This window comes from Priestia sp. D51 (genome assembly GCF_053345675.1).
Map to the genome: position 1 here is coordinate 730,468 of NZ_JBLTIR010000002.1, position 26,541 is coordinate 757,008.

The window sequence follows — 26,541 nt, forward strand, 5'->3', positions numbered from 1 at the left end:
ACTTGTTAAGTTTCATGATTGTCTGCTAAGTGCTGCCCACAGACTCTCTTCTACACCTGTAAGAAGTTCATCAGTTAAAGATAAATAGTCATTTTCAATCATTTCATATACTTCCATAAAACTTCCAAATAAAATAGCAATGAGCGCATTTTCAGGAAGATTCCTAATCACACCTTGCTTTTGTCCTTCTCTGAAGAACGTGCAAACAAATTCTACCAGCTTTTGATAGGCTAAGCGGCTCTCTTCTGTTAAAAAAGCTCCTTGGCTGTGAGTTTTAATAAATCCAAGCGCACGAGGATGGTTTTTAGTGAATGTCACCATACCTTCAAAGATATGATGAAATCCATCTCGGTATCCATCTCTCTCGTTTGCCAGACCGCTTTCAATGCACTGTAAAAACTCGTTTACGTGCTGTTGAAATAATTCATTTACAAGGCTTTCTTTATTTTTAAAGTAGCGATAAATTGTTCCTGCTCCTACTTTGGCATTTTCTGCAATCATTGGCATCGTTGTTGCATCAAATCCTCTTTCTGCAAACAGCAGAAGCGAAGCAGAAAAAATCGCTTTTTGTTTTGTTGGAGTAGATTCCACTTTATCACCTCTTTCCAAATACGGAATGAACGTTCATTCCGCTACAATTATAAGTATAAAAAACTGCTTCTTAATAGTAAAAAGATAACTAGACAAGTGGAAAGAAAAGGTTCTTTCACTCTAATTTTATACCATTTAAAGGTAAATAATGGAGTCTTTCAGAATATTTTATGCTTACAGAAAATTAGTCCACTTATCCCCTTGATTAACATAATTTAACACAACCTATTAAAGGAAGAAGTTTAAAGGAAAAGTAAGGTGGAAATAGAAAAGAGTTACACAAGGCGTAAAGGAGGATTAAAAATGAACCAAGCAAGAGTGATAGAATACGAAGAAATGCTTCGCTCAGCCATGCTTTCTAATAACGTAGAGTTATTAGAAGAATTACTTTCAGATGAGCTTATTTTTGTGAATCACTTTGGGCAATGGTTGTCAAAAGAGCAAGATATAAATGCTCATCGTTCAAAAAGTCTTGATATAGCGGGCATCGAAGTGTTGGAACAAGAAATTAAACTGTTTCAAGAACTTGCCGTTACCGTTACAAAAGTAGCGTTAAATGGGTCGCTGGCAACTGGTGAATCTATTGGAGGCGAATACTGCTATACGCGAATTTGGAAAGATGTTGAAGGAACATTAAAGGTTGTTTCTTGTCACTGCAGTTCTAGCGCATAATCAACGCTGCCATAATAAAAAACATCCCTTCTTTCATTTGCATTCGCAAAGAGGGATGTTTTTTGCTAGTTAAAAGATTTTCTTCCTGTCTCTGTCATCTTTTAAAATCTCCACGGCCTCACGGAACCGCTGTGAATGAACAATCTCTCTTTCTCGTAAAAATCGTAAGCTGTCGTTTAAATCAGGGTCATCTGATATATCAATTAACCATTGATATGTAGCTCTTGCTTTTTCTTCTGCCGCTATGTCTTCATAAAGATCTGCAATCGGATCTCCTTTTGCCTGTATATACGTAGCGGTAAACGGAACGCCAGCAGCATTATTGTAATAAAGTGCACTATCATGGTTTACATAGTGTTCTGTCAATCCAGCTGCCTTCAGCTGCTCCGGCGTTGCATCTTTTGTTAGCTTATAAATCATCGTCGCAATCATTTCAAGATGAGCAAACTCTTCTGTCCCGATATCGTTTAGCAGTCCAACCACTTTATCGGGAATCGTATAGCGCTGATTCAAATACCGAAGTGCTGCCGCAAGCTCTCCGTCCGCTCCCCCGTACTGTTCCATTAAATATTTGGCAAGCGTTGGATTACACGTACTTACTTTAACTGGATACTGCAATTTCTTTTCATACACCCACATATAGTTCCCGCCTTTATCTGCTTATATTTGCCATGGCCAAGGGCTTGTTCCCCAGCTCCACTTCCCGTCGGTATAGCTGTTTCCATACTGCTGGAGCGGCCCGTACTTTGTTTCAAAGTTTCCTTTTAACTGCATAGCCTGCTGCGCGTATTCATTAAACTGCTGCATAGCCTGCTGGTCATTTGGATGGGTATCTAAGTACAGCGTTAATTCTACAAGTGCAAAATCAATCGCCTGTATTTCTTCTAAATCCTGATAGTACTCTGGAGGTAGTTTTTTCATTCTTCATCCCTCTTTTTATCTTTGTATGGATTTTCATAGTAGTCCCAAAAAGCCGGCCACAGCGTTCCTTTTTTTAGCGCTTCTTTCGGTGAAAACTGCTGCAGATTCGGCGGTTGAAATCCCATGTATAATTGAGGCGGCGTAGAATAATATTTCACTCCTATCGGCCGGCATGGATCATAGATACTGTGGAAAGGCTGATAGGTCTTAACCGGTGTAAACATCTTTTTTGGATTATTATCCATGAAAAGTCCTCCTCTAAAAACACACTCTGTTTTATCCTATTCAGTTTTTATCGAGTTCATGAAGGAATTCATTCCCGACTTAAGAACCAAACTTTTCTTCATAAAAAAGACCTATGTAAAAAAAGCTATAGTTGCCCAATCCCTTTAGGCAGCTTTCTCATACTTTATAAAATAGTGATTAAGAAAATAGAGGTGCTTAAAAAATGGACATTAATTACATGGATTTTTATTTTTACCCAGCAAGATTTCCTGGACCTCAACTCCCGCCCGGTCCACCTAGGCCACCAGGCGGTTTACCTACACCTGACCCGCAGCAAGCTCCAACTTCCCCTCCGCCGGCATTTATTCCAGCTCAGCAAACGGCAACTCCATTTGCTGTTGACCCAGGAGCCATTTCTCTTTGTCTATTCCGCAATACGTTTATATGGCTTAGAAACGGCTCTAGCTTCTGGTATTTCCCTATTTTTGTAGGACCGCGGTCGGTTGCAGGATTTAGATGGAACGGACGTTTTTGGACCATTTTCGGTGTTGATACACGACAAATTGTTTCGTTTACGTGTTTTTAAACGTTAAGAAAAGAGATTGAGACATAGCTAAATCAATACAATTTAAAGACGATAAAATTGAATACATGAACTAGTATCGGTGGCTTGTTACACTGCTGTTGATTTCCGTGCATGGCTTCGCTTTCCGCGGGCGGCCGGTGAGCCTCCTCGTCGCTTGCGCTTCTACGGGGTCTCACCTGTTCCGCTTTTCCCGCAGGAGTCTTCGCCTTGCCCTCCAATCAACAGCTAGAAATAACTGAATAAATATACGAAGGCTATGTTCACCATACTAATAAAAAATCCGAACGAGTTTGATTCTCCATCAAGAATCAAACTCATTCGGATCTTCCTTCAACTAACATATTTTTATCCCAGCCTCTTTTTTGCTTACTAGCTACTATTACACGATTGTTCTTATTCCAAAACCAATCAGCAGCACTCCGCTGCATCTCTGAAAAGCTTTTTGAAACATCGGTTTTTTAAGCCATTTTTTCACGTAATCTACTACATACACTAAGATTAAAAACCAACTTACCGCTATGAGGGTAAGAATAAAACCAAGCATAAGCAGCTGCTGATTCGTGTGAGCATCCAAGTTGATAAACTGTGGCATGAATGTAATATAAACCAATACCGTTTTAGGGTTAAGAAAATTACTAAGAGCTCCCTGTATGTATGATTCTTTATAGGCGTGATTAGATGAAGGCTTAACAGCTTTTTCTTCTTCTGAAATGTGCTCCAATGAGAGCGTATTTTTTGTCAGAAATACCCTGATACCTAAGTAAAATAAATACGCGGCACCTATATATTTAATGGTGTTGAACAGATACACCGACTGCGCGATAGCAACAGACAAGCCAAGCACAGCAATTAACGTCCAAAACGTGAGGCCTGTAGCCATGCCGAGTATGGTAAAACGTCCTGCTTTTGCTCCGTGATGAAGCGTATTTTTCATGATAAGAATCGTATCAGCACCAGGTATCATTGACATAACCAGCGCCATCAGCATATAAGCAGCTAAATGATCCACAGCTCTTCTCTCCTTTTTAAGCTGTTACTAGCATTCTGTTTTCTTTTCACTTTCAAAGATTTTCATGTATTGTTTTGGCGTTAGCCCCACCTGACTTTTAAAAAATCGAGTCAAATGACTTTGATCACTGAATCCAGTTAAAAAGGAGACGTCAATCGGTTTTTGTCCCTGTTCTAGAAGCTTTTTAGCCTGATTGATTCGAACTGTTTCTAAATAGCTGTATGGAGAGATTCCTTTTTGCTTTGTAAAAGAGCGCAGCAGCCGGTATTTGCTCCATCCAATTAGCTGACTTAACTCATCCAGCGTGATCTTGTTTGTATAGTTGTCTTCCAAATAGCTGCAGATTGTTTTGATTTCATCAGACGTGTCAGCAGCTGACGAAAAAAAGGAAAGGTTTGAATGATCGTGCATGAGCTCTTCTAGCAAATATAAAAATAACTCTTCTTTCTTAAACTCATGTTCACCATTTAAAATTTGCAAATGAAGCTCTTTTAAACTAGAGACAGCCTCACTTCTTTGTACCACATTGCTGTTAAAACGCGGAAGACTTTCACTGCCGTTAATGTCAAAAACAGCTTTTTTCATCGCGTCTGGCGTTACGTTAATACAGCGATAATCAAGTGTTTTGCCGTCTATTTGTTCACAGCTATGAACATCATACGGATTAAACAGCAGCAAATCGCCTGGATTAATGATGTATTCTTTGCCTTGGCAAATTAAATGACGCTGACCTTCTTCAATAAATCCAATCACATAATACTCGTGAAAATGAGCAGGAAACTTTTGCATAATTCCTTTAAAACGGTAAGCTTCAATATGTAAATCAGCGTCAACGTGCGCTGTCCGAATTTCTTTTGCCATTAATAAATCACTCCTTGTCACATACTAAGCTTTTTAACCATACCATTGACTCGAGAATTTTTCTTGTATGATATTGCAGATAAGATTTTCTTTATTCACTTTATCCACTCACCCCTAAGAGTGATTTCTCTTCTTTCCTCTAGTAATTTTTCGCTCAAATGATAAAATATAGACACATTTTATGGATGAAAGAAGGGATACCGTGAAATATAGACAAATTAAATGGCTGATTTTGCTTCTTCCAACTCTGACCATCGCACTTTGGGAGTATGTTCGCCATGCCTTTTTGCTCCCTTACATCTCAATGGACATGGGAAATGTTCTTTCTCCGCTGCTTGTCTTTTTTGTAACGCTTGTCTTTGTCCGCTATTTATTTTCTATTTTAGAAAAAATGCAAGAGGAACTAAGGCAAGAAAAAGAAAAGAAAGCTGCGCTTATTGAGCGTGAAAAATTAGCTCGTGAACTGCATGACGGCATTGCGCAGTCGCTGTTTCTCCTATCTGTTAAAATGAACAAGTTCGGAAGAAAAAACAACTTAGAGCAGGATCCTGATTTTATCCGAATGAAGCAAACTCTGCAGCATGTTCATGACGATACGCGCCAAGCGATTACAAATTTAAAGCACTCTCCTTCAGACTCTTCAGAAAGCTGGACTGAAAGCATTCATCAATACGTCGATGATTTAACACATACTCATTTACTAGATGTCAATTTAGATTGGAGACTGTCAGAAACAACGCTTTCGAGAAAAGAAAAAAATGAGCTGTTTGCCTGTGTGAAAGAAGCTGCTATGAACGTCATTAAACATGCAAAAACAAATAAAATCTGGATTACAGCCGGTGAAACGGCAGGCGGATGGATTTGTGAAATTACAGATTTCGGTATAGGTTTCACCTCTGAATCTCTTAAGGCCGGTCTTGGCCTGCAAATTATGAAAGATCGTGCCAAAGATATGAACTGGGACTTTTCCATTCAACGAAAACAGAACCAGACCATTGTTAGTATTAAAAAGGAGGTTACGTAAATGCAGCCGTTTCGTATTTTGATTGTAGATGATCACGCTCACGCAAGAGAAGGCATTCGCGATATTTTAGAAGAATATGAAGATTTTATGATTGTTGGCGAAGGAACCAACGGGCAGGAAGCAATCGAACTAACCGAAAAATTAATGCCTGACATTGTGCTAATGGATATTAAAATGCCTGTGATGAATGGATTAGAAGCCACAAAACAAATTAAGCTTCAGTTTCCGTATGTTAAAATTGTAGTCATCACGGTTTCAGACGATATTACGGATTTGTTTGATGCGCTGAAAAAAGGCGCCCAGGGCTATTTGTTAAAAAACCTGCAGTCTGAAGTGTGGTACGACTATTTGCGTGCGTTCGCTTTAGATGAAGTTCCTATGTCAAAAGAAATTGCGTTTCAAATTTTAAAAGAGTTTCCGCAGGAAACATCGATTACAAAGCCAGACACTCCCCTTTCTGCACGGGAGCTTGAAGTGCTTCAATTAGTGGCTAAAGGGCTGTCAAACCGCGATATCTCGGCGCAGTTATTTATTTCTGAACACACGGTAAAAAGCCATTTGAAAAATATTTTAAGTAAGCTTCATTTAGAAAACCGCGTGCAGCTGACAAGCTATGCGTTTCAAAATGGCTTAATGAACTAACAGCTTTCACGAGCTGTTTTTTTATTACCCCCTTCCTCTTATAAACCCCAACAATCACTCTCAGGGGTGATGGCTAATTCTCCCTTTCCTTCTATAATAAAAGCACGTTAGTTAGTAAAAAGGAGGAAAAAACGATGCAGGAAAAGCGCGAAGAATCAGCAAGTACAACGAAAAAAAGCACGGCGCGTTCTCAAGGTCTATACAAAGCCATATGGCGCTGGCATTTTTATGCAGGTTTAATGTTTACTCCGTTTCTTCTTATATTAGCTGTTACGGGCGGGATGTATTTATTCAAGCCTCAAATTGAAGAAAAACTGTATCACGACTTCTATCATGTACAAGCTCAGTCACAGTCCGTATCCCCTTCAGCACAAGTACAGGCTGTAAAGGAAAAGTATCCAGACGCTGATGTGTTGACGTATAAGCCCAGTGATCGCTCTACTCGTTCTTCAGAAGTAGGAATTTCATTAAAAGACCATACATATACGATGTTTGTTAACCCTCACAATGGTCACATCATAGGAAAAGTAGATGATTCCAGTCGCTTGATGAATCAAATTGAAGAATTTCACGGAGAGCTGATGGCGGGAACAGCAGGTGATCGTATCGTAGAACTTGCGGCCTGCTGGGCAATTGTCTTAATTGTAACCGGCACTTTTTTATGGTGGCCGCGCAAAAAAGACAAAATAAAAGGCGTGCTGATTCCTCGGTTTTCAAAAGGTAAAAACGTACTGATACGTGACCTTCATGCAGTACCGGCCTTTTGGATTTCAGCGGGGATGCTTTTTCTCGTACTAACAGGACTTCCGTGGTCAGGACTGTGGGGCAATGCGTTTCAGCAAGTCGCCACAAACGCAGGTGTTGGGTACCCTCCGTCTGTTTGGGTAGGCAGTGCTCCTACTTCAACCGTGCAAACAAAAGATGTTGCGGACGTGCCTTGGGGAGCTGAAACGTTAGAAGTGCCAAGCTCCACAGCTTCACAATATACAAAAGTATCGCTTGATGACATTGTAGGTATTGCAAAAGAACAGCATATGCACGACGGCTACACCATTTCTATTCCGCACGACGCTCAAGGTGTGTATACGCTCTCCGTTTTTTCACCAAGAGCTCAAGATGAAGCAACCATTCACCTTGATCAATATACCGGAGCTGTGTTAGCCGATTATCGGTACGACAACTATGGATTTATGGGCAAATTGATTGCGCTTGGTATTACGCTTCATAAAGGCACACAGTTTGGATTTATCAATCAGCTTATGGGCCTTATTATTTGTATCGGAATTGCTGGTATCGCTATCAGCGGATCCTTACTGTGGTGGAAGAGAAAACCAGCTAAAAACATGGGGGCTCCTAAAGTTCCTGAAGGAAGTGCAATGCGAATCGTGACGTGTATAATCGTCGTGTTTGGTATCCTCTTTCCTTTAGTCGGACTGTCCTTAGTTATCGTGTGGCTTTTAGATTTCTTTGTTATCAAACGAATTCCAGCATTGAAGCGATTTTTAAACGCATGATTGATGAAACGATGTGAGGTGCAGTAACAATGAATAAATGGAAAATGTCCGGACTAGTCATACTCAGTACGCTTGTGCTTTCCGCGTGCTCTGTAAACAGTAACGCAGACCAGCTCTACAAGCAGCAAAAGCCTCTGTCTGCACATGTGATGCTTCCAGAAAATATAGAGCCACAGAGCACACAGGTACTAAAAGTGCACGTAATGCAAGAAAATAAAACGGTGGATGATGCCAAAATCGTTCAGTTTAACGTGTGGAAAAAAGATGCTCCCGGTAAAGTTGAAACAGCAAAGGCACATTATGACGGCAGTATGTATAAAGCAAAAGCTGCCTTTAATGAGGATGGTATTTACTATATTAAAACCGATATTAATGCTCGCGGTGAGCACATTCTTCCTACTCAGCAAGTCGCAGTAGGCAAATTATCAAAAGAAGAGTTACGTTCACTGCAGCCAGCTGAAAACGAAACGCATCATCACCACTCTCATCATTAGACATAAGCTCACGTTCAGCAGCTGAACGTGAGCTTATGTTTGTGTTATGAATTCTAGCTAGTTCCATTATATGTTTTTACATTTTTTTCTTATTACTTTACAATAGGAGTGATAAACGTTTTATAAAGGAGTTTTACAGGTTGAAAAAAATTGTTTCTGGTATTTTAATTTTAGTGATAGCCGTTATTGTTATGATTGAAGGAAATCCGTTAGAGCAGAACTCTTCAACGAATCCCTCCTACGATGAAGTCATTACCTTCCCTGCTGATCGTTACCCTGAAACTGCAGCGCACATTCAACATGCAATCGATAAAGGAAAATCGGCTGTTTGTACAATCGATCGAGACGGTGCTGAAGAAAACCGCAGTGAGTCTTTAAAAGGCATTCCGACTAAAAGCGGCTATGATCGAGATGAGTTTCCGATGGCCTTTTGTGAAGAAGGCGGAAGCGGCGCAGATATTGAATATGTAAAGCCTTCAGACAACCGAGGCGCCGGGTCTTGGATTTCACATCAAGTAGATGAGTTTCCAGACGGTACGAAGGTTTTAATTGAAGTGAAGTAAAAAGAATGGTCATTGCGACCATTCTTTTTTTATGTTGAGAGCCTGTATAAGAAAAAGAATAAAAAAGGAAGAAATGTTCTTGCCTAAAGATACTCTTCACTTTTAAAATAAAAATGTATGTTATACATATATGCATCATCGTTTTATAGGAGGAATGAGTTTCTTGGACAATCTATGGCAGCAGTTACTTCCTGCCTCATGGCAATTAACTTTATTTATTTTCTTTTTTGTCTATATCTTGCGCTACAAACAAGAGAATAAATTCAGCATGCAGCTTCACGTGCTGCTTAAGTTTCTTTATGCCGTTATTTTAATTTTAAATGCGGTGTTGTTTTTAGTGGAAAGTCAGCGGGATTTTCTTTTTTATGCAACGCTTTTCATGAGTATCCTGACAATTATTTTGATGGAGTTCACGCTTTCTGCAAAAAAACAGAACGAGCTTGATTTTATTTCAGCCGTTTCTTGCTGTGTTCTTCCGATTTTTATTTCTTTACTTGAACTTAGTTAATGAACCAAAGGCCTCTGGTGATTCAGAGGCCTTTTTATGTTATTGATCTTTGTTGTTACGATCCATCATATCTTTTGGATCTTCTACAATATCTTCCGGATCACGGTTGTTGTCTTTTTCATCATCTTTATAGATGTTGTCATTTTTATCTACACCAGGTACGTTATTGTTGTTATTCATATTGTCTAAACCCGTGTTGACAAACGCCACGTATACTTTGTCAATTTTACTATCTGCTTCTCTCACGCGGTCCGCAATTTTTTGTTCAAAATCAGTTGAAACTTCATGATAAGTATCGCCGTTATACGTTACGGTGTTCACCTTGCCGTTATCATTGTTGTCCGCTGCGTCATTTCCAGCTAGGTCTACTGTTACATAGGCGTTGTTATTATCACGAAGCACATATGCATCATCAACTTCCTTCATATCTTCTACATTTTGCGCTGCTTCAACTGACTTGGTCGGCTGATCGGTATTATCCATTGGGATATTGTTATCAACTCCGTCGTTTGTAGAAGTGTTGCGTAAATCATTTTGAGTATTGTCCATTGCGTTATTGTCTTTATTTCCTCCGCACGCAGCTAGGCCTGAAAGGAAAAGAACCGAAGAAGCAATGATAAGTCCTTTTTTCATTTTTTCCATCTCCTTAAATATAGTTTGCAGTCGTATTATGCTTAATTATTGCAAAACTATTCAAAAGAGACGGAGAAGTGACACACCATTTTTCTAAACATACCTAACACTGCTGGCAATACTAAGAGGAATTTTCAAGGTTGCAACTTTATTTATTCTCCTAACAGCTTTCGGACAGCTATTGACAGCGTGTTTATATGACGCTCTACGTTTGTCTCCTCTGCAGCTTGTTTCTGTCCATCTACGTTGTAGACCAGAGCTGGATTTTGCGTAATTCCGTTGATCGCTGTAGCCATAAAAGCTAGCAGATCATCTGTTGGTACAGCCGGAGAAAAATTTTTTACTTCTATTTGTTCCGTAATAAAGTCGTGAAGCTTTTTTTGAATATATTTAAGGTTCGATACTTCAACTAGCTGATCTTCAATTTTCATAAAACGCTGAGGGTCTTTTGAATACAATGCTACTAGTTCAAAGTAAATTTCTCCTCCTGCTGTCATCGATTCTTGGATATGCTCTCCAATATACATAATGAAATCATGCAGCATTTCAAAGGAGTCTTTCTTTGTCTGAAGCAGGGCTTCAATTTTATCTTTTACTTTATAGCTGACGCTTTCTTGATTAAGAAGTCCGACAAATACTTCATCAAGGTTTGAAAAATATTTGTACACGCCTCCTTGACTCATTCCAGCTTCCAAAACGATATCTCGCATGGCTACATCATGCACCGGTTTGCTCTTGCATACTCTTTTGGCTGCTTCTAAAATCTCTTGCTTCTTTTTTTCAGCGTATCCTTCCCTTACTTTTGGCATTTTTTTCACGCTCGCTTACTTTTTATTTATTCCCGAATGTCTCGAGTGTATTAATAATCACCTGAGCTGCTTTTTCGGCTCCTTTTTCAGCTCGGATTTGTTTTCCGATTTCTTGTGCTTTGGATTGAATTTCATTAACTTGTGTATAGGAAATAGCTGTGGATAATTTTTCAGCCGTCAATTCTTTTCTCGGAATGGCTTTTGCTCCAGCTCCCAGCTCATAAATTTTTCTTCCCCAAGCGAATTGGTCATTTCCATAAGGAATAATAACACTTGGAACGCCAGCTCGAAGGCCTTCGGCTGTTGTTCCCGCTCCTCCATGATGAACAACGGCAGACATTTTAGGAAACAGCCACTCATGAGGGATATCTTTTACAAAGAAAATGTCTTCTGCTATCCCCTCCGTGTGATTCATTCCACTTCCTCCTGTATTGATGATACCTCGTTTCCCTGCAAGTTTTAAGGCTTTAATCACTAAAGCAGTCGTTTCGTCTGCGTTTTTTTTATCCCCAACACTTCCAAACCCAATATAAACCGGCGGTTCTCCAGCCTTTAAAAATCTTTCCAGCCTCTCTTCCGGCTGATAGCTATGATCACTGTCCATAAACCAATTTCCGTAGGAATGAACGTGTTCAGGCCAATCTTTAGATACGGAAAATACGGCGGGACTTGATGAAACAATGGTTGGGTTAGCTGCTGTACGCTGCTTTGGGTACGGACATAAAAAATCGTTAGGTCCTTCTCCATGCTGCTGAACCCAATATTTTTTTAAAGGACCACTTACTACCTTCCAAAATCCCCATTCAAAAATACGGTGCGTCAGCTTGTTATATATTTTTCCAAACCGTGGTCGATCATAAAAGATCAACGCTGGATAATCTTTTGTTGGTGTCATTGGAAAAGGGCTCGCTAGAATGCTTGGTATATTCATCTCTTTAGCAGCAAAATAACCAATTGCCGCACCTGGATGATATACAATTGCATCGGCTCCTTTGCATGCTTTGTGCAAATCTTCTTGTATATTAATCATCATACCCATCATCTTTTCATTTTTTAAGCTTGAAAAAAATTTGAGAGGATTGTCTGCATTAATTGCGTCGTCAGCTGCTCCGCTCTCTATAATTTTAGAAACATCTCCTCGAAGCATGGCATATTCAAACCCGTACGATTCTATGAAGTTTTGGTAAGCTTCTGAAGCGGCAATTCGTACACGGTATCCTTTCTTTTTTAGCTCTAATCCTAAAGCCATAAAAGGCTGGGTGTCTCCTCGAGTTCCTGTTGTTAACATCGTAATAAGCATCATTTCAGCCTCCTTATATTAAAACGACAACTATGTCGTTTTAATATAATGTACCCTTCTCCGATTAATTCGTCAATAAAAAACGACAATATTGTCGTTTTTTATTACTATCCTTTATTTTCCTAAGGCTCTTTTCGTAAAGATTGTTGCTTTTAATTATAACCAGGAAAAATTTACTCTTTATAGTAGTGTATAAAGAGAGGTTCATTCAGCTAACGGACAGTAATGTTGAATAAGATAGGATTTACTTATCCTTAAATAAAATTTTTTCAAAACATCATAAAAGGAAGTGTGTACTATTGGGTAGTGAAAGTAAACTCACTATTTCTCCATTAAATAATGACTTAATAGAGGATATCAATATAACAAATGATTATTTTAAGCTATATGGTAGAGTTGTCCCCAGTTTACAATCAGGCAAGTGGTCTTATAAAGAAGTTCTTTTTGATGAAGCTAGAGAAACACGTTTTCCAGATGACAAACTTGATTGGAACCAATATATAAACCAAGAGGATAAATCTTTGTTTTTAGCTTATATGAATACTACTTGCATAGGACAGATTAGAATAAGTAAGGATTGGAATCGCTTCTGTTATATTGAAAACATTGCTACTAAAAAAGATTATAGAGGCAGTGGAGTCGGAAAGTTGCTTTTAAATAAAGCAGAAGAGTGGGCAAAACAAAGAAAACTTATAGGAATGTCCTTGGAAGCACAAGATGATAATCTTGGTGCATGTAGATTTTATGTGAAACAAGGGTTTATACTAGGTGGAGTTGACACACTAAAGCAGTCATATAATCCTACTATTGAAACCACTTTATATTGGTATAAGTTATTTAAGTAACAGGTACTTTAGCGGAAAGAACCTTTCCTAAAGATAAAACCGCTCTTTATAAAAAATGAAAAAGATGCTTCGCGTTTTAAGCGAAGCATCTTTTTCTATTGCAGTTATGAATGCTTACCTACTTTTTAAGTCAAACTGCTCGTGAAGCAGCTAATTTCTCGATTGGGGCTTGTTCAATGTCTGCTGCTGAAATATGCAGCAACTTTTCTAAAATAGCCGTTATGCCCTCATTTGTTTCATTACTTTTTTTGCAGTCATTAATATGCTGGTTTAATTGCTTTTTATAAGCCTCGGTATGAATGAGCCACTGACTTAAAAGCTCTTTTGTTGCCGTTCTTTCGTCTTCGCTTTTAGCTCCAAATAAGCTCTCCATATCAGGTTCTTGAATAATTAGCTTACTAAAATCTTCGCTTACTGCAAGCCAAAAATAGTTTTTTTCGTATTCGTAATATCTGTGTTCTTTTAATAAAAAGTAGCCAATTTCAAATTCAATGCGATAGAGCGGCTGATTAACTTTCGGCGCATGAAGGCTTTTAAAGTTAATATGCTCTGCATCGTCTACATAAACTTCTGAACCGTATTGGGTTTTAATAATTTTAGCGTCTACTGTATTCATGATGTTTACCTCTTTAAGGATATTATGAGAGAACGCGTGCATTCTTTTTCTAGAATGCGCACGTTCTTTATCTTTTACTTAGTTTTGAACAGCGTTTTTCCAATCAGCCGCAAACTTTTCAATTCCTTGTTCGGTTAAAGGATGTTTGACAAGCTGCTCGATTACTGAATATGGAATAGTTGCAATATGAGCTCCGGCAAGGGCTACGCGTGTAACGTGATCCGGATGTCTTACAGAAGCCGCAATGATTTGAGAGTCGATATTTTGAATGCGGAACAGCTCGGCAATTTTAGCCACAAGCTGCACACCGTCTTCTGAAATATCATCAAGGCGACCAAGGAACGGAGATACATATGTTGCACCTGCACGAGCTGCTAAAAGCGCTTGGTTTACAGTGAAAATAAGCGTTACGTTTGTTTTTACACCTTTTTTAGCAAGGTAGCGAGTCGCTTCTAATCCAGCAATTGTCATTGGAAGCTTAATCGTAATGTTTTGATCCCCGCCGTTAATTTTGATTAGTTCTTCTGCTTGCGCAATCATGTCTTCTGCTGTTTCGGCATCCGGCGTCACTTCTGCTGAAACGGATTCTACTTCTGGAACGGTTTTTAAAATTTCTTCAATACGATCTTCAAACTTTACGCCTTCTTTTGCAACAAGAGAAGGGTTTGTTGTGACGCCAGATAAAACGCCCACTTTGTATGCTTTTTTAATATCGTCAAGGTTTGCAGTATCAATAAAAAATTTCATTTTTTCATTCCTCCATTAGTTTTTTTTACTATACCCACTATTTCACTTGTTATTTCTTTTCCACAGCATGACCGCCAAACTCGTTTCGAAGCGCGGAAACTACCTTTCCTGTAAAGGTATCATCTTCAAGCGAGCGATAGCGCATCAGTAAAGACATCGCAATAACCGGCGTAGCTGTTTGAAGGTCTAGAGCCGTTTCTACCGTCCATTTCCCTTCACCAGAAGAGTTCATAACTCCTTTGATGTCATCTAGCTTAGCATCTTTAGAGAATGCATTTTCGGTTAATTCCATGAGCCATGAACGAATAACAGATCCATTGTTCCACACTCTCGCCACTTTTTCGTAATCGTAGTCGAACTGGCTTTTTTCAAGAACTTCAAATCCTTCTCCGATTGCAGCCATCATGCCGTATTCAATCCCGTTATGAACCATTTTTAAAAAGTGCCCGCTGCCTGCTTCTCCAGCGTATAGATATCCGTTTTCTACTGCTGTATCGCGGAAAATAGGTTCAACAATTTCCCACGCTTCACGATCTCCGCCGATCATATAGCAAGCGCCGTTACGAGCGCCTTCCATTCCGCCGGATGTTCCAACGTCCATAAAGTGGATTTTGTTTTCTTTTAACTCGTTATAGCGTCGAATAGACTCTTTGTAATGAGAGTTTCCGGCTTCAATAACGATATCTCCTTCAGCTAAAAGAGGCGTCACTTCACTAATAACAGAATCAACAACCGTATGAGGAACCATCAGCCATACAACTCTTGGTGTTTCGAGTGACTGAACAAGCTCCTGTAAGCTTGATACTCCTGAAGCACCGTACCCTTTCATTTGTTCAACTGCGTTTGAATTTACGTCAAATGCTACAACGTCATGACGCTGATCCAGTAAGTTTTGTCCTAAGTTAATCCCCATTTTCCCTAAACCAACTAATCCTACTTTCATGTGAACCGCTCCTTCTATTTATCTTTTTATCTTCTTATTTAAGCCTTTAGTAATTCATTTGCCTGTGCTACTACGTTTTCTTCTGTAAATCCAAACAGATTCATCACATCAGCTCCGGTTCCTGAAGCACCAAATGTGTCAACTGCTAAAACTTTTCCTTTTGGCCCTACAAAGCGTTCCCAGCCAAGTGAAATTCCCATTTCTAGAGAGATTCGTTTTGAAACAGATTCAGGCAAGACGCGATCTTGATACTCTTTTGACTGCTTGTTAAACAGCTCCCAGCTAGGCATCGCTACAACTCGTACGGATGTACCTTCACGTTCTAGCTGAGCTTTTGCACTGACCGCTAGTGCTACTTCAGAACCTGTGGCGATGAAAATCATCTCCGGGTTATCGTTTGTTTCGGTTAATACGTAAGCACCTTTAGCTAGGTCGTTGATATTTTGTTTTGTTTCTTCAAATACAGGCAAGTTTTGACGGCTAAGCACTAAGGCTATAGGACCTTCCGCTTGCTGAAGCGCATAAGCCCAAGCGCTTGCTGTTTCGTTTGCATCAGACGGACGGATTACGGTAAGCCCTGGAATTGCACGAAGAGAAGCTAAATGTTCAACCGGCTCATGAGTTGGTCCATCTTCTCCTACTGCTATGGAATCATGAGTAAACACATATGTGACCGGCAGCTTTTGCAGTGCAGCTAAACGAATCGCTGGACGCAAGTAATCATTAAAAACAAAGAATGTGCTGACAAACGGCTTCACACCGCCGTGAAGGGCCATTCCATTACCGGCCGCTCCCATTGCATGTTCACGTACGCCGAAATAAATATTTCGATTACCGAAATATCCGGGTGCGTAAGGGCCTTCTTCTTTAATGTCCGTCATCGTGGAATGCGATAAATCAGCACTGCCTCCAAAAATAGATGGCACAGATTTAGTGAAATAATTAATCGCTTCCCCGCTTGCAACACGAGTCGACATCGCTTTTTCTGATGAGAATGTTAAAATATCATTCACTTCAATTAACGCTTCGCCCGTAATGGCACGCTCTAATTCATCAGCCAGCATAGGGTATTCTTTTTGGTAAGAAGCAAACAGTTCGTTCCACTCTGCTTCTGCTTTCATCCCTTTTTCTTCTAGCTTTTCAAAATGAGCTTTTACTTCTTCTGGAACATAGAAGTTTTCTTCCGTTTTCCAGCCGTAGGCTTGTTTTGTTGCTTTTGCTTCTTCTTCTCCAAGGGGATTGCCGTGTGCTTTATTTGTTCCCGCTACTTTTGGACTTCCGTAGCCAATAATTGTTCTCACTTCAATGAGCGTTGGCTGTTCCGTGTTCTGTTTCGCTTTTTCGATGGCGCTTGTGATTTCATCCACGTCATTTCCATCTTCTACACGTAAATACTGCCAGTTTGCAGATTCCGCTCTTTTTTGGATATTTTCGCTAAATGAAAGATTTAATTCCCCGTCTAACGAAATATCGTTGGAGTCATATAAAGCAATAAGTTTACCAAGCTTCATATGGCCAGCCATTGACATCGCTTCATAAGAAATGCCTTCCATTAAGTCACCATCGCCTACTAACGTATACGTATAGTGATCAATAACAGAGAAATTTGGTTTATTAAATTTTGCTGCTAAGTGGGCTTCTGCCATTGCCATTCCGACTGCATTTGCAATTCCTTGACCTAAAGGACCTGTTGTTGCTTCTACGCCATCCGTATGGCCAAATTCAGGATGACCCGGTGTTTTACTATTTAGCTTGCGGAAGCTTTTTAAATCCTCTACTGATACATTGTATCCGCTTAAATGCAGCATGCTATACAGTAAGCTTGAGCCATGACCGGCTGATAAGATAAAACGATCTCGGTTAAACCAGCTTGAATTTGCCGGATTATGCTGTAAGTGATTCGCCCACAGCGCATAGGTCATCGGAGCCGCTCCCATCGGAAGTCCAGGGTGTCCTGAATTAGCTGCGTTCACCGCGTCAATTGACAGGGTGCGAATCGTATTAACTGCGAGTGTATCTATGTTGGTACTCATGTGTCATCCTTCTTTCAATTTGTTTGTATTAAACTGGCTGTACTTCTCGTGATTGACTTGCTGTTTCTTCATCCAACCACCATTTAAAACCGTCTTTTTCTAAAAGCTCATTTGATGCGTCAGGGCCGTGTGAACCAGCAGCATATTTGTGAAGCGGCACTGTATTTTCCTGAAATGCTTCAAGAAGCGGCTGAACCCATTCCCAAGCTAGCTCTACTTCTTTCCAATGAGCAAAAAATGTAGAATCTCCGGCGCATGCATCTGCAATAAGGCGTTCATATGCTTCCGGCGCTCCTTCTTGCTGACCTGAAAAATTAATTTGTACAGGCTCAATATGACCATGATTAAATGGATTTTTGCTGTTTAACTGCAGCGTAATATTTTCGTGCGGGTTAATTTCAATGATCAACAGATTTGGAGATGTTGTTTCTCCTTTGTCTAAGTACAACTCTTTTAGCGAGTCTTTGAATTCAATAACAATTCGCGTCGCTTTTTCCGCCATTCTTTTCCCTGTACGAATGTAGAAAGGAACGCCTTTCCAAAGCGAATTATCGATATATAGTCTGGCTGCTAAAAACGTGTCCGTCTGAGAAGATGGTGATACACCGGGCTCATTTATGTAACTCGGCACTGAAGCCCCGTTTATTTTTCCAGCCTCATATTGACCGCGAACAACGTCTAGATCCATATCTTCTTTTACAAGCGGACGAAGCGCTTTTAACACATTTATTTTTTCGTTTCGAATATCATCAGCGCTAATGCGGGCCGGTAAGTGCATAGCCGTCATCATCAGCATTTGCAGCATATGATTTTGAACCATATCTCGAATGGCTCCTGAATGGTCATAATAGCTTGCTCTTTCCTCTACGCCGACCGTTTCACTTGCTGTAATTTGTATATTCGCAATATGTTCGTTATTCCATAATGATTGAAGAATAGGATTAGCGAATTCCAGCGCTTCTAAATTTTGTACCATCGACTTGCCAAGATAGTGGTCAATGCGGTAAATCTCTTCTTCTTTAAACGCTTTGCTTAAGTTTTCGTTTAATTGACGAGCTGACTGTAGATCATGACCAAACGGTTTTTCAATAATTAACCGTTTCCAACCTTTTGTAGCACCTAAGCCACTGTCTTTAATATGCTCGGCAATCGTACCAAAAAATTCTGGTGCAACGGATAGATAAAACATTCGGTTGCTTGGAATGTTTCGTTCCTCTTCGCGTGCTTCTACTAGATTTAACAACTTTTTATAATCTTCAGCATTCGTTGCATCCAATGGGCTGTAGCGAAAAGCTGAAAGAAAATGCTGCATAAGAGATGAATCTTTTTCGACGCGACGTGAAAAAGTATGAATAGACTCTTTTACTTTTTCCTGAAAGTCAGCGTCGGACATCTCCCTTCTGCCTAGTCCTACAACAGAAATTGATTTAGGGATTTTCCCGTCTACAAATAAATTATAGAGTGCAGGATAAATTTTGCGTTTCGCTAAATCACCTGTTGAACCGAATAAAACAAAAGTCATCGCTTCCATATCTCTTCCTCCTGTTAGGAAAAATATAATCTTTAAAAAGTAACTTTTCTTTCATTCGTTACTTTATGTAACCTATCTTATTCCTGAAATATTTTTTCGTCAAGATATAAAACTCATAAAAAATCATTTCAATTTTCTTTTGTTCTTTAAACCTTATAGCCGCTTATCTTAGATAATTTATGGAAAAATAATGAAAATACTTTTTAGTTGAATTTAAAAAATAAAACTGTTTTAATGGATTTGATAGAATTGTATGAAAGCAAAAACGCACATAATGTCTACATATGTGTCAGTGAAAATATCAAAAGGTGGAAGTAATATGGAAGCTCAGCTAATGAAGACGTTTGAAGACTTATCTGTTTTTTACATAGAAAAATCGTAAAACCATTTAAGGGAGAAAGAAAGTTTGACCTCTTTCTTTTAAGCTGCACGCACCTTTTTAATGCGTAGCTACAGCAAGAAGTGTAAGCATCATATAGAGGTTAAAGACAGCCAGTAAAACAAGAACGGTATAGACTAGTTTTTTACCTGTTTTGCCTAAAAAGTAGACGTTTATTAAACTAAAATACACGCCTGCTGCGCATAAAACGAATGCAAGAAATTCCTTGCACTCACTGGGCTTCATTTGAAAATCTGGATTATAATAAATTCCGAGGTTGTTACTAATAGCGAACGGAACAGTCCACCATCTGATTAAAACCCCTATAAACATAAATATTCCAATTACATTTAGTGTAAACTGCAGCGTTCTCTCCTTTTTCACGCTTCTTTTTGCAGATTCTTTAAAGTTTACCCGCATGCATTTCCCCCCTGATGTTTTTAACACAGTAACTGTTTTGAGCAGATCTATATAAACGTTCCTTCTTCTAATTTTATACACGCTAGGTCTTACAGATGACATGATTGATATAAGAAAAGCTTCTTCCATTTATAAAGGAAGAAGCCTTAAATAATGAGACTATATTAATCAATGCTTTCGTTCACCTCTGTATTCTTTTCTATTACAGCTCTTACTACGATGACTTTCCCATTCTCTTCGCAGAATGCCCATTTTAATGCTGTCAAAATAGTTTCCGTTTACAATACGTGCTTCTCTGACTCTCGCTTCTTCTTTCATACCTATTTTTGCCGCTGTTTGGATCATTCTGATATTGCCTGACCATGTGGACATACCGAGTCTATGTAAATGTGTAGATTCAAATAAAAAATCAATCCACATGCGGTAAGCTTCCGTTCCGTATCCCCCACTCCAATAGTCTGGGTCGTAAATGACAATTCCGGTTTCCAGCCAGTTTGTATGCTTGTCCACCCAATAGCAGCTCACGGTTCCCACCGCTTTATCATCAATGATAACCGCAAGTATTCGAGGAACTGACGCGAAAAGTTCATACTCTTTTTCCCATGAGTTCATATATTCTTCTTTCGTAAGCTTTTCTTCTGTTATATAAGGAGCGTTCCACTTTTTTGCTTCTTGGTTTTTTTCTTCGTATTTCCAGTAATAAAGTTCATTAACATCTTCCTGTGTCGCTTCTCTTAGCAACACTTTTTCTCCTATTAGTTTTATCATGAGAGGCATCACTCCTTGATTTATAATAACGACGCAGAGTAACTCACCCTGCCCCACATGTAAAACACCGAGAGTGAATGCTCCCGGTGCTTTTTCTTTTCCCTTTATTTATGATCCACGTTTTCCATAACTGCAAAATAGTTACCTTCACTGTCTGAAAAATTAAAGACTTTTCCTGAAGGCATCGATACCATTTCTCCCACCGTTACGCCTTTAGCCGTTAAATCGCTGTATAATACATCCACATTTTCTGTAAAAAACAGAAGCGAAGGAGTTCCGACGTTTAATTCTGGCTGCATTTTTGCTATTAGCTGTTTGTTATGAAGGATAATGGTTGTTTCAGCACCCGCTGCCGGCGCTAGCTCAATCCACTTCATGCCTTGTTCATTATTTTGTTCGGACATAACCTGAAATCCCATCTTTTCTGTCCAAAACTTTACCGCTTGATCTTGATCGTTTACATACACCATAATTTGACCGATTTTTTTAATCATTGCTTTCACTCCTTCGATATAGATGAAATAATTTCTTTTGCTACTGTATCTGCCGACTTTTCCTTTGTGTAAATTGTTTGCTTTGCCAGCAGCTCATTTGACGGATGCGTTACAAAATGTTTGTTAAGCTTAAAAACATCTTCATCATCGGTTATTTGCTGCAGTCTTTGATGTAATAGTTGTATGGACTCTTCTTTATCAGCACTGGGAAGCAATAAAAATAGAGACTGATAAGGTTTTAATATCTTTTCTACTTGCTGAAACAGTCCCATGTCTTCGTAGACCGAGTGACCGGCGCCAAAATCAATGACCGCATGCCTGTAATCTTCTAGTATTCTTTTAACGGCATAGGCTTCAAACGGCTTCCAATAGGCGTACATACCCTGAAACCCTTGTTTTTCTCGAATGTCCTGCTGTGTTTCTTTGCTGAAACCTATTTCCTCGTAGTAAGAAAATCGTACTTCGTCCATTGAGCACTGAGGAATACTTAGTTTTTGCGCTACTTTTTCACCAACCGTCGTTTTACCCGCGCATATAGGTCCAATGAGAATAATAGGGGGTTGCATAGGCTCTCTCCTTATTTCACTTCCAATACAAACGCGTACGATGCATCTCCATTAGATACATTTTTTTGACTTTCATCCATCCACCATACTGAATATGAGTAGTAGTACGTGCCTGCTTCAGAAGGTGCTTTCAGCTTATTTTTCTTCAGTGGTATTTCCATTTCATGGTTGTTTTGTATTTGTGCCATATGCTTTTCGTTGGGCTGCCGTTTATACTCGATAACAAGCGATAGCGATTCATTTGCTTTTACTTTAATAGGCTTTTCGTTTTTTAATAATTCCAAAGGGCCTGCTTTATCCACACACGTGTTTTTCCAGCAGTAAGTGCCAACTTTTGTGTCATAAAGATGGTTGCTTGCTTCAAGATACGCTTTTGGCGGAGATTCTTCAAGAACTCCACTGCTTGAACACCCGGAAAAGCTTGCCATGACAAGTCCAAACGCGGCTGTCTTCCATGTTCTCATTATTTCATCACCTTTTTATTATTTCTTCATGGCTTTTTCATTTCCTGTGTCTTATTTTCTTCTTTCCTAAATAGCATTGTCTTATGAGCTGAACTGCTTGAGACACCGCCGTTGATTTCCGTGCAAGACTTCGCTTTCCGCGGGCGGCCGCTGAGCCTCCTCGTCGCTTACGCTCCTGTGGGGTCTCATCTGTTCCGCTTTTCCCGCAGGAGTCTTCGTCTTTCCCTCCAATCAACTGCTAGAAGGAACAAAACAGATAAAACGATAGGCACTATCACAAAAAAACGAACCGCTCATCAAACATGTTGATGAATAGTTCGTTTTTCACTTCGTCTAACATACTTTTGTCCCAGCCTCTTTTTTAAACTTGCACGTTATCTGATTCCACTAATTTCCCATCTTCCATCCACACAACGCGGTCACATAAATCCAACATTCTTTGGTCATGGGTAACCATTACAGCCGCTTTTCCCCTTAGCTTCACTTCATCTGCAAGCATTTGAACGACCGCTCTTCCTCGCTCTGAATCCAAGCTTGCCGTCGGCTCGTCTGCGAAGATAATTTCAGGGTTATTCATCCACGCTCTTGCAATCGCTACCCGCTGGCGCTCTCCGCCGGATAGACTTTCAGGATAGTGATGTTTTCGATGGGCAAGCCCGAGCTTTTCAAGCAAATCATCCGCTCTTTTTTTTGCTTCTTTGTTTCGGTTTCCTTCTAGTTCCGTGACAAGAAGCAGCTGATCGCGAACCGTTAAATACGGGATTAAATTAGCTGATTGAAAGATAAAGCCAATTTTTTTAAGACGAATGCTGTTCATTTGCGCTGAAGACATGTTATTAATCTCGTCTCCGTCAATAATCACGCGTCCACTAGACGGTGAAAGCAGCGCGCCAGCAATGGATAAAAAGGTACTTTTCCCAGAACCAGAAGGACCGACAATCGCCACAAGCTCTCCCGCTTTTACACGCAGCGATAGATCATTTAACACATCTACAGCGTTTTCTCCGTCTCCAAACGACTTGCTAACACTCTCTAAAACTAATTTTTCTTCACTCATTAAACAGCCCTCCCAATCGCTTCAACCGCATCTACTTTTGCTACGCGATACAGCGATAATAATGAACTCAGTACAGAAACAGCTACAAACAGCGCTGAACACCCTGCGATTAGCGATACGTCTAAGTGAAACGGCATCGAATCCGGCAATACGGCTGCTACTCCGTACGTCAATCCAATACTAATAGCAAGACTGCATAAAGTTAAGACAACCACTTGAGATAAAATCGTTCGCGCTAAATAGCTTGTTTTTGCTCCTATCGCTTTTAACACGCCAAACTGATTCATTTTTTGAAGCGTCATCACGTAGAAGAAAACGGCTAGCACAAAAGCGCCAATGATAAACAAAAATGCGACCATCATTAAAAGCGAGCCTTGTTCTTCTTGATAACCTGGAATTCCTTTTAACGCTTCATCTTTACTAATCACGTCAATGTCAGACTCCTTTTTTTGAAGAGCATGTGCTTTTTTATCGTTCATGTTTAACACCACTGCATTAAACGCACCTGTGTTTTCAATTGTTTTCCACTCTTTAAGATTAATATGAATAACAGGCGCGTGACTAAACGACTGATTTTTTGTAAAACCAACAATTCTAAAGCTTTTTCCTGAAGCCGTATCTTTTATCGTATCACCTAGCTTTACTCCTTCTTCTTTTAGCGAAGAGTCCGCCACGGCTTCATGTTTCGCATCGTCCGTAATCATCTTCCCTTCTGTTACGTTCGGAGCTAAAAAGCCGCTTGTGCTTATGGCAAAAAACGAGGCGTCTATTTTTTTCGCTTTTCCATCATTTATAACGGCTGTCATCATCACACCAAGCGGCTCAGCTTTTTTCTTTCCACTTAGTTGTTGAATATCTTCTGTTTTGTTTATGGATAAAACAGAGCGCGTCAGGCGCTGATCCGCTTCTTTTTGAAGTACAACGTAATTTCCTTTCATTTCTTGAACAGCTGAAGCATTGTCAGAGGAAAGCCCCTTTGCTAAGCCCGATACAAAAAGTACAAGCCATACAATTAACACCATAATCACGCCAATGAGTAAGTAGCGCAGCTTCGCATGTTTTAATTCACGTAAAGCCAAAAACATCTTTCTTTCATCTCCTTTTTTCATTCTATTTAAAGTATAAAAACAGAAAATGAATGGAAGATGAACGGCTCATTACATTTTCGGAAGATAGACGTGAAAAGTGCTGCCTTTTCCTTTTTCGCTTTCAACGTGAATGGAACCTCCGTGCATGTCGACGATTTGCTTCACAATCGCTAAACCAAGACCGCTGCTTCCTTCCGTCCGGCTTCTTGCTTTGTCTTCTTTATAAAAACGATTAAAAATATGCGGTAGGCTTTCTTTTGACATGCCGATTCCCGTATCTTGAAACTCCACGTGGCAATACGTATCTTCCATACCAACGCGAAGAGACAGCGTTCCTCCTTCTTCCGTGAACTTTACGCTGTTAGTAATCAAATTTGTCCACACTTGATGAAGCAGTTTTTGATCGCCTGAAATCATCGTTGAAGGAAGATCCATTTCAATGGCTAATTCTTTTTCACGCCAGCTCCACTCCGTCATAAACAGCACTTGCTTGATTTGAGTTGCAACGTCAAACATGCTTTTTTCGATATGCTCACTTTCTTTATCAAGTGAAGCAAGCGTAAGCAGCTGTTTGCTGAGGGACGACATGCGCCGGCTTTCTTCTTCAATAATAGACAGATACTCATTTCTTTGTTCATCTGAAAGGTCAGCAGAACGGAGCGTTTTCGAAAACCCTTGAATGGACGCCAGCGGAGACTGAATTTCATGTGACACGTTCGATACAAATTCCTGGCGCATCTCTTCAAGCTGCTCTAAACTTTTAGCCATTTCGGAAAAATGTGAAGCAAGCGCGCCGATTTCGTCTCGGCGCTTTACGTACAGCTCAACGTTGTATTTTCCTTTCGCCACTTGCTTTGTTGCTTCCGTTAGCTTGACGATTGGTTTTACTAAATAACGCGTGCTAATAAGTACAAACAAAATACTTAATACAATCATCAGCAGTAAAATGACCGAGAAAAAAATGCGCATTTCCCCGAACTGCAGCTGAATATCAGGGCGAATAAACAGCGCTTGCTGCTTGTTACCCTCTCCTTTTAACGGCACGCCGATGGTATTAGCTAACACATTATCAAAAAACCCCGTCACAAACACCTGTGAAGGAAAGTTTGCAATTCCGTGATACATTTTGCCTTCTAACACTTGTTTGACAGCACTCTTTTCTAAGTGCTGGTTTCTAAACTCTCGTCCGTAAAACGTCTCATGTCCAGTGCTGTCCACTACATATATTTGATAGCCAAGTTTACTAATATGCTGTAAATAAGACTGTTGATCTACGCCTCTATTGCTTTCGTAAAAGCTCGCAATGTCTTTTGCCATACGCGTAAGCTTTTGATCGTTATAAGGTTTTAAGCTGTACTGATAATAAACGTTCGCCACAATAAACGCGAGGAGACTGCTAAATACCATCACAGCAATGGTTGTCAGGACAATCCGCAAATAGAGCGTCTTCATTTTGCCGTCACCTCAAGCTTATAGCCGACGCCTCGAACCGTCGTAATGACAAAATCATCGGTATGTCCAAACCTTTCGCGCAGCCTTTTTACGTGTACATCGATTGTGCGGTTATCTCCGTTAAAATCCGCTCCCCATATCAGATGAATTAATTCTTCTCTTGTGAAAATTCTTCCTGGATAGCTCGCAAGCTGAGCTAATAATTCAAATTCTTTCATTGGAAGAATGAACAGTCGCCCGCTGCAGTGCACTTCATAGCTTTTTCGGTCGATAGAGGTGTTGTTCAGCACGATCATTTTTTCATTTACCACTTCGTACCGGCGAAGCAGTGCTTTGATTCGGAAAATCAATTCTTTTGGTTCAAACGGCTTTGTAACATAGTCATCCGTTCCTGCTAAAAAGCCTTTTTCTTTGTCTTCGAGCTGGTCTTTTGCTGTTAATAAAATAATCGGAAAATCATAATAGCTGCGTATTTCTTCGCAAACTTGATATCCGTCTTTATGAGGCATCATAATATCGACAACCGCTAAATGAATGTGCTGCTTAGCAAGCAGACCCGAAGCTTCTTCCCCGTCTTTTGCTTCATGCACCATATAACCTTCAAGCTGCAAATAGTGGCGAACCAGCTGCCGCATATGCTCATCGTCATCCGCCAGTAAAATGTGAATCATTTTTTCTGCCACTCCTTTTATGAACCATTTAAAATGGCGGCCTTTTGGCCGCCATCATTTGTTCTTTCAGTATCTATCTGTTTACTAGTGTAACCAAACGCCGTGGTCCTATTGC

General features: G+C 39.9%; 34 protein-coding genes. 10 read left to right on the forward strand and 24 right to left on the reverse strand.

Going from position 1 to position 26,541, the window contains the following annotated elements:
* Positions 1-12 precede the first annotated feature (12 nt).
* Positions 13-591 (reverse strand): TetR/AcrR family transcriptional regulator, encoded by a 579-nt coding sequence (locus tag ACNHOZ_RS10500; RefSeq protein ID WP_063247369.1) that lies wholly within the window; start codon positions 589-591, stop codon positions 13-15.
* Positions 592-894: 303 nt separating this feature from the next.
* Between ACNHOZ_RS10500 and ACNHOZ_RS10505 the strand changes: the two genes are divergently transcribed.
* On the forward strand, positions 895-1,263 hold the full coding sequence (locus tag ACNHOZ_RS10505) for a nuclear transport factor 2 family protein (protein WP_033580511.1): 369 nt from the start codon (positions 895-897) through the stop codon (positions 1,261-1,263).
* Positions 1,264-1,332: 69 nt separating this feature from the next.
* On the opposite strand, the gene cotJC is transcribed toward ACNHOZ_RS10505, so the two are convergent.
* The 3 genes from cotJC to ACNHOZ_RS10520 are packed head-to-tail and all read right to left on the reverse strand — an operon-like array spanning position 1,333 to position 2,429.
* On the reverse strand, positions 1,333-1,902 hold the full coding sequence (gene cotJC / locus ACNHOZ_RS10510; protein ID WP_025751043.1) for a spore coat protein CotJC: 570 nt from the start codon (positions 1,900-1,902) through the stop codon (positions 1,333-1,335).
* Between the two features lie 21 nt (positions 1,903-1,923).
* Positions 1,924-2,184 (reverse strand): spore coat protein CotJB, encoded by a 261-nt coding sequence (locus ACNHOZ_RS10515; RefSeq protein WP_048018917.1) that lies wholly within the window; start codon positions 2,182-2,184, stop codon positions 1,924-1,926.
* Complete coding sequence (locus ACNHOZ_RS10520) at positions 2,181-2,429, reverse strand: spore coat associated protein CotJA (protein WP_013057939.1); 249 nt, start codon at positions 2,427-2,429, stop codon at positions 2,181-2,183. Before ACNHOZ_RS10520 ends, ACNHOZ_RS10515 begins: the two co-directional genes overlap by 4 nt.
* A gap of 203 nt (positions 2,430-2,632) precedes the next feature.
* Here ACNHOZ_RS10520 and ACNHOZ_RS10525 point away from each other — a divergent pair, with 203 nt between their 5' ends.
* The gene (locus ACNHOZ_RS10525) at positions 2,633-2,995 is read left to right on the forward strand and encodes a hypothetical protein (RefSeq protein WP_033580509.1); all 363 of its coding nucleotides are present in this window, start codon (positions 2,633-2,635) and stop codon (positions 2,993-2,995) included.
* A gap of 79 nt (positions 2,996-3,074) precedes the next feature.
* Entirely contained in the window at positions 3,075-3,224 is a 150-nt protein-coding gene (locus tag ACNHOZ_RS10530; protein WP_168760336.1) for a hypothetical protein, read from the forward strand.
* A 150-nt stretch (positions 3,225-3,374) separates the two neighbouring features.
* Here the strand turns inward: ACNHOZ_RS10530 and ACNHOZ_RS10535 are convergent, their stop codons facing one another.
* Both ACNHOZ_RS10535 and ACNHOZ_RS10540 read right to left on the reverse strand, forming a co-directional pair.
* Entirely contained in the window at positions 3,375-4,004 is a 630-nt protein-coding gene (locus ACNHOZ_RS10535; RefSeq protein WP_048018916.1) for a LysE family translocator, read from the reverse strand.
* A gap of 27 nt (positions 4,005-4,031) precedes the next feature.
* Positions 4,032-4,865, reverse strand: a complete 834-nt coding sequence (locus tag ACNHOZ_RS10540; RefSeq protein ID WP_048018915.1) for an AraC family ligand binding domain-containing protein — start codon at positions 4,863-4,865, stop codon at positions 4,032-4,034.
* Positions 4,866-5,067: 202 nt separating this feature from the next.
* On the opposite strand from ACNHOZ_RS10540, the gene ACNHOZ_RS10545 reads away from it, so the two are divergent.
* From ACNHOZ_RS10545 to ACNHOZ_RS10570, 6 genes are all read left to right on the forward strand, one after another.
* Positions 5,068-5,889 carry a sensor histidine kinase gene (locus tag ACNHOZ_RS10545; protein WP_028414492.1) on the forward strand — a complete coding sequence of 274 codons (822 nt, stop codon included), beginning with the start codon at positions 5,068-5,070 and terminating at the stop codon, positions 5,887-5,889.
* A complete protein-coding gene (locus tag ACNHOZ_RS10550; RefSeq protein WP_033580507.1) occupies positions 5,890-6,531 on the forward strand; it encodes a response regulator in 642 nt (213 codons plus the stop codon).
* A 134-nt stretch (positions 6,532-6,665) separates the two neighbouring features.
* A complete protein-coding gene (locus ACNHOZ_RS10555) occupies positions 6,666-8,045 on the forward strand; it encodes a PepSY-associated TM helix domain-containing protein (protein WP_255901645.1) in 1,380 nt (459 codons plus the stop codon).
* A 29-nt stretch (positions 8,046-8,074) separates the two neighbouring features.
* Complete coding sequence (locus tag ACNHOZ_RS10560) at positions 8,075-8,539, forward strand: FixH family protein (protein WP_255901648.1); 465 nt, start codon at positions 8,075-8,077, stop codon at positions 8,537-8,539.
* Between the two features lie 191 nt (positions 8,540-8,730).
* The gene (locus ACNHOZ_RS10565) at positions 8,731-9,102 is read left to right on the forward strand and encodes a NucA/NucB deoxyribonuclease domain-containing protein (RefSeq protein WP_372452795.1); all 372 of its coding nucleotides are present in this window, start codon (positions 8,731-8,733) and stop codon (positions 9,100-9,102) included.
* A 154-nt stretch (positions 9,103-9,256) separates the two neighbouring features.
* A complete protein-coding gene (locus tag ACNHOZ_RS10570; RefSeq protein WP_223272376.1) occupies positions 9,257-9,610 on the forward strand; it encodes a DUF1516 family protein in 354 nt (117 codons plus the stop codon).
* A 39-nt stretch (positions 9,611-9,649) separates the two neighbouring features.
* On the opposite strand, the gene ACNHOZ_RS10575 is transcribed toward ACNHOZ_RS10570, so the two are convergent.
* The 3 genes from ACNHOZ_RS10575 to ACNHOZ_RS10585 all read right to left on the reverse strand — a co-directional run bounded on the left by ACNHOZ_RS10575 (position 9,650) and on the right by ACNHOZ_RS10585 (position 12,352).
* Positions 9,650-10,243, reverse strand: coding sequence for a hypothetical protein (locus ACNHOZ_RS10575; protein ID WP_028414498.1), 594 nt, complete (start codon positions 10,241-10,243; stop codon positions 9,650-9,652).
* A 152-nt stretch (positions 10,244-10,395) separates the two neighbouring features.
* Positions 10,396-11,052, reverse strand: coding sequence for a TetR/AcrR family transcriptional regulator (locus ACNHOZ_RS10580; protein WP_048019653.1), 657 nt, complete (start codon positions 11,050-11,052; stop codon positions 10,396-10,398).
* A gap of 22 nt (positions 11,053-11,074) precedes the next feature.
* Complete coding sequence (locus ACNHOZ_RS10585; protein ID WP_447697113.1) at positions 11,075-12,352, reverse strand: glycosyltransferase; 1,278 nt, start codon at positions 12,350-12,352, stop codon at positions 11,075-11,077.
* 299 nt (positions 12,353-12,651) lie between these two features.
* Between ACNHOZ_RS10585 and ACNHOZ_RS10590 the strand changes: the two genes are divergently transcribed.
* Positions 12,652-13,197 carry a GNAT family N-acetyltransferase gene (locus tag ACNHOZ_RS10590; protein WP_048019606.1) on the forward strand — a complete coding sequence of 182 codons (546 nt, stop codon included), beginning with the start codon at positions 12,652-12,654 and terminating at the stop codon, positions 13,195-13,197.
* Between the two features lie 130 nt (positions 13,198-13,327).
* On the opposite strand, the gene ACNHOZ_RS10595 is transcribed toward ACNHOZ_RS10590, so the two are convergent.
* From ACNHOZ_RS10595 to ACNHOZ_RS10665, 15 genes are all read right to left on the reverse strand, one after another.
* Positions 13,328-13,813, reverse strand: coding sequence for a hypothetical protein (locus ACNHOZ_RS10595; protein WP_033580500.1), 486 nt, complete (start codon positions 13,811-13,813; stop codon positions 13,328-13,330).
* A 78-nt stretch (positions 13,814-13,891) separates the two neighbouring features.
* A complete protein-coding gene (gene fsa, locus ACNHOZ_RS10600) occupies positions 13,892-14,560 on the reverse strand; it encodes a fructose-6-phosphate aldolase (RefSeq protein ID WP_014459236.1) in 669 nt (222 codons plus the stop codon).
* Between the two features lie 49 nt (positions 14,561-14,609).
* Entirely contained in the window at positions 14,610-15,503 is an 894-nt protein-coding gene (gnd, locus tag ACNHOZ_RS10605) for a phosphogluconate dehydrogenase (NAD(+)-dependent, decarboxylating) (protein WP_047750468.1), read from the reverse strand.
* A 38-nt stretch (positions 15,504-15,541) separates the two neighbouring features.
* Entirely contained in the window at positions 15,542-17,536 is a 1,995-nt protein-coding gene (tkt, locus tag ACNHOZ_RS10610; RefSeq protein WP_048019605.1) for a transketolase, read from the reverse strand.
* Positions 17,537-17,564: 28 nt separating this feature from the next.
* Complete coding sequence (gene zwf / locus ACNHOZ_RS10615; protein ID WP_048019604.1) at positions 17,565-19,067, reverse strand: glucose-6-phosphate dehydrogenase; 1,503 nt, start codon at positions 19,065-19,067, stop codon at positions 17,565-17,567.
* 439 nt (positions 19,068-19,506) lie between these two features.
* Positions 19,507-19,866 (reverse strand): hypothetical protein, encoded by a 360-nt coding sequence (locus ACNHOZ_RS10620; RefSeq protein ID WP_034265388.1) that lies wholly within the window; start codon positions 19,864-19,866, stop codon positions 19,507-19,509.
* A 168-nt stretch (positions 19,867-20,034) separates the two neighbouring features.
* Entirely contained in the window at positions 20,035-20,634 is a 600-nt protein-coding gene (locus ACNHOZ_RS10625; RefSeq protein ID WP_048019603.1) for a GNAT family N-acetyltransferase, read from the reverse strand.
* Between the two features lie 104 nt (positions 20,635-20,738).
* Positions 20,739-21,128, reverse strand: coding sequence for a VOC family protein (locus ACNHOZ_RS10630; protein WP_048019602.1), 390 nt, complete (start codon positions 21,126-21,128; stop codon positions 20,739-20,741).
* Positions 21,129-21,133: 5 nt separating this feature from the next.
* Complete coding sequence (locus ACNHOZ_RS10635; protein ID WP_048019601.1) at positions 21,134-21,694, reverse strand: shikimate kinase; 561 nt, start codon at positions 21,692-21,694, stop codon at positions 21,134-21,136.
* Between the two features lie 11 nt (positions 21,695-21,705).
* Entirely contained in the window at positions 21,706-22,158 is a 453-nt protein-coding gene (locus ACNHOZ_RS10640) for a hypothetical protein (RefSeq protein ID WP_205826987.1), read from the reverse strand.
* A 37-nt stretch (positions 22,159-22,195) separates the two neighbouring features.
* Entirely contained in the window at positions 22,196-22,393 is a 198-nt protein-coding gene (locus tag ACNHOZ_RS10645) for a hypothetical protein (protein ID WP_080968613.1), read from the reverse strand.
* A gap of 126 nt (positions 22,394-22,519) precedes the next feature.
* Positions 22,520-23,215: an ABC transporter ATP-binding protein gene (locus ACNHOZ_RS10650; protein ID WP_168761026.1), complete on the reverse strand. Its 696-nt coding sequence runs from the start codon at positions 23,213-23,215 to the stop codon at positions 22,520-22,522.
* Positions 23,215-24,300, reverse strand: coding sequence for an ABC transporter permease (locus ACNHOZ_RS10655; RefSeq protein WP_034265368.1), 1,086 nt, complete (start codon positions 24,298-24,300; stop codon positions 23,215-23,217). The genes ACNHOZ_RS10650 and ACNHOZ_RS10655 overlap by 1 nt, the downstream gene beginning before the upstream one ends.
* A gap of 72 nt (positions 24,301-24,372) precedes the next feature.
* Positions 24,373-25,755, reverse strand: coding sequence for a sensor histidine kinase (locus ACNHOZ_RS10660; RefSeq protein ID WP_048019599.1), 1,383 nt, complete (start codon positions 25,753-25,755; stop codon positions 24,373-24,375).
* Positions 25,752-26,426, reverse strand: coding sequence for a response regulator transcription factor (locus ACNHOZ_RS10665; RefSeq protein ID WP_048019598.1), 675 nt, complete (start codon positions 26,424-26,426; stop codon positions 25,752-25,754). The genes ACNHOZ_RS10660 and ACNHOZ_RS10665 overlap by 4 nt, the downstream gene beginning before the upstream one ends.
* Positions 26,427-26,541 lie beyond the last annotated feature (115 nt).

Excerpts from the sequence above, each read along its gene's own strand:
- ACNHOZ_RS10505 (WP_033580511.1), top strand. The coding sequence starts at position 895 with ATGAACCAAGCAAGAGTGATAGAATACGAAGAAATGCTTCGCTCAGCC.
- cotJC (WP_025751043.1), bottom strand. The coding sequence starts at position 1,902 with ATGTGGGTGTATGAAAAGAAATTGCAGTATCCAGTTAAAGTAAGTACG.
- ACNHOZ_RS10515 (WP_048018917.1), bottom strand. The coding sequence starts at position 2,184 with ATGAAAAAACTACCTCCAGAGTACTATCAGGATTTAGAAGAAATACAG.
- ACNHOZ_RS10520 (WP_013057939.1), bottom strand. The coding sequence starts at position 2,429 with ATGGATAATAATCCAAAAAAGATGTTTACACCGGTTAAGACCTATCAG.
- ACNHOZ_RS10525 (WP_033580509.1), top strand. The coding sequence starts at position 2,633 with ATGGACATTAATTACATGGATTTTTATTTTTACCCAGCAAGATTTCCT.
- ACNHOZ_RS10540 (WP_048018915.1), bottom strand. The coding sequence starts at position 4,865 with ATGGCAAAAGAAATTCGGACAGCGCACGTTGACGCTGATTTACATATT.
- ACNHOZ_RS10550 (WP_033580507.1), top strand. The coding sequence starts at position 5,890 with ATGCAGCCGTTTCGTATTTTGATTGTAGATGATCACGCTCACGCAAGA.
- ACNHOZ_RS10555 (WP_255901645.1), top strand. The coding sequence starts at position 6,666 with ATGCAGGAAAAGCGCGAAGAATCAGCAAGTACAACGAAAAAAAGCACG.
- ACNHOZ_RS10560 (WP_255901648.1), top strand. The coding sequence starts at position 8,075 with ATGAATAAATGGAAAATGTCCGGACTAGTCATACTCAGTACGCTTGTG.
- ACNHOZ_RS10565 (WP_372452795.1), top strand. The coding sequence starts at position 8,731 with ATGATTGAAGGAAATCCGTTAGAGCAGAACTCTTCAACGAATCCCTCC.
- ACNHOZ_RS10570 (WP_223272376.1), top strand. The coding sequence starts at position 9,257 with ATGAGTTTCTTGGACAATCTATGGCAGCAGTTACTTCCTGCCTCATGG.
- ACNHOZ_RS10575 (WP_028414498.1), bottom strand. The coding sequence starts at position 10,243 with ATGAAAAAAGGACTTATCATTGCTTCTTCGGTTCTTTTCCTTTCAGGC.
- ACNHOZ_RS10580 (WP_048019653.1), bottom strand. The coding sequence starts at position 11,052 with ATGCCAAAAGTAAGGGAAGGATACGCTGAAAAAAAGAAGCAAGAGATT.
- ACNHOZ_RS10585 (WP_447697113.1), bottom strand. The coding sequence starts at position 12,352 with ATGCTTATTACGATGTTAACAACAGGAACTCGAGGAGACACCCAGCCT.
- ACNHOZ_RS10595 (WP_033580500.1), bottom strand. The coding sequence starts at position 13,813 with ATGAATACAGTAGACGCTAAAATTATTAAAACCCAATACGGTTCAGAA.
- fsa (WP_014459236.1), bottom strand. The coding sequence starts at position 14,560 with ATGAAATTTTTTATTGATACTGCAAACCTTGACGATATTAAAAAAGCA.
- gnd (WP_047750468.1), bottom strand. The coding sequence starts at position 15,503 with ATGAAAGTAGGATTAGTTGGTTTAGGGAAAATGGGGATTAACTTAGGA.
- tkt (WP_048019605.1), bottom strand. The coding sequence starts at position 17,536 with ATGAGTACCAACATAGATACACTCGCAGTTAATACGATTCGCACCCTG.
- zwf (WP_048019604.1), bottom strand. The coding sequence starts at position 19,067 with ATGGAAGCGATGACTTTTGTTTTATTCGGTTCAACAGGTGATTTAGCG.
- ACNHOZ_RS10620 (WP_034265388.1), bottom strand. The coding sequence starts at position 19,866 with ATGCGGGTAAACTTTAAAGAATCTGCAAAAAGAAGCGTGAAAAAGGAG.
- ACNHOZ_RS10625 (WP_048019603.1), bottom strand. The coding sequence starts at position 20,634 with ATGATAAAACTAATAGGAGAAAAAGTGTTGCTAAGAGAAGCGACACAG.
- ACNHOZ_RS10630 (WP_048019602.1), bottom strand. The coding sequence starts at position 21,128 with ATGATTAAAAAAATCGGTCAAATTATGGTGTATGTAAACGATCAAGAT.
- ACNHOZ_RS10635 (WP_048019601.1), bottom strand. The coding sequence starts at position 21,694 with ATGCAACCCCCTATTATTCTCATTGGACCTATATGCGCGGGTAAAACG.
- ACNHOZ_RS10640 (WP_205826987.1), bottom strand. The coding sequence starts at position 22,158 with ATGAGAACATGGAAGACAGCCGCGTTTGGACTTGTCATGGCAAGCTTT.
- ACNHOZ_RS10650 (WP_168761026.1), bottom strand. The coding sequence starts at position 23,215 with ATGAGTGAAGAAAAATTAGTTTTAGAGAGTGTTAGCAAGTCGTTTGGA.
- ACNHOZ_RS10655 (WP_034265368.1), bottom strand. The coding sequence starts at position 24,300 with ATGTTTTTGGCTTTACGTGAATTAAAACATGCGAAGCTGCGCTACTTA.
- ACNHOZ_RS10660 (WP_048019599.1), bottom strand. The coding sequence starts at position 25,755 with ATGAAGACGCTCTATTTGCGGATTGTCCTGACAACCATTGCTGTGATG.
- ACNHOZ_RS10665 (WP_048019598.1), bottom strand. The coding sequence starts at position 26,426 with ATGATTCACATTTTACTGGCGGATGACGATGAGCATATGCGGCAGCTG.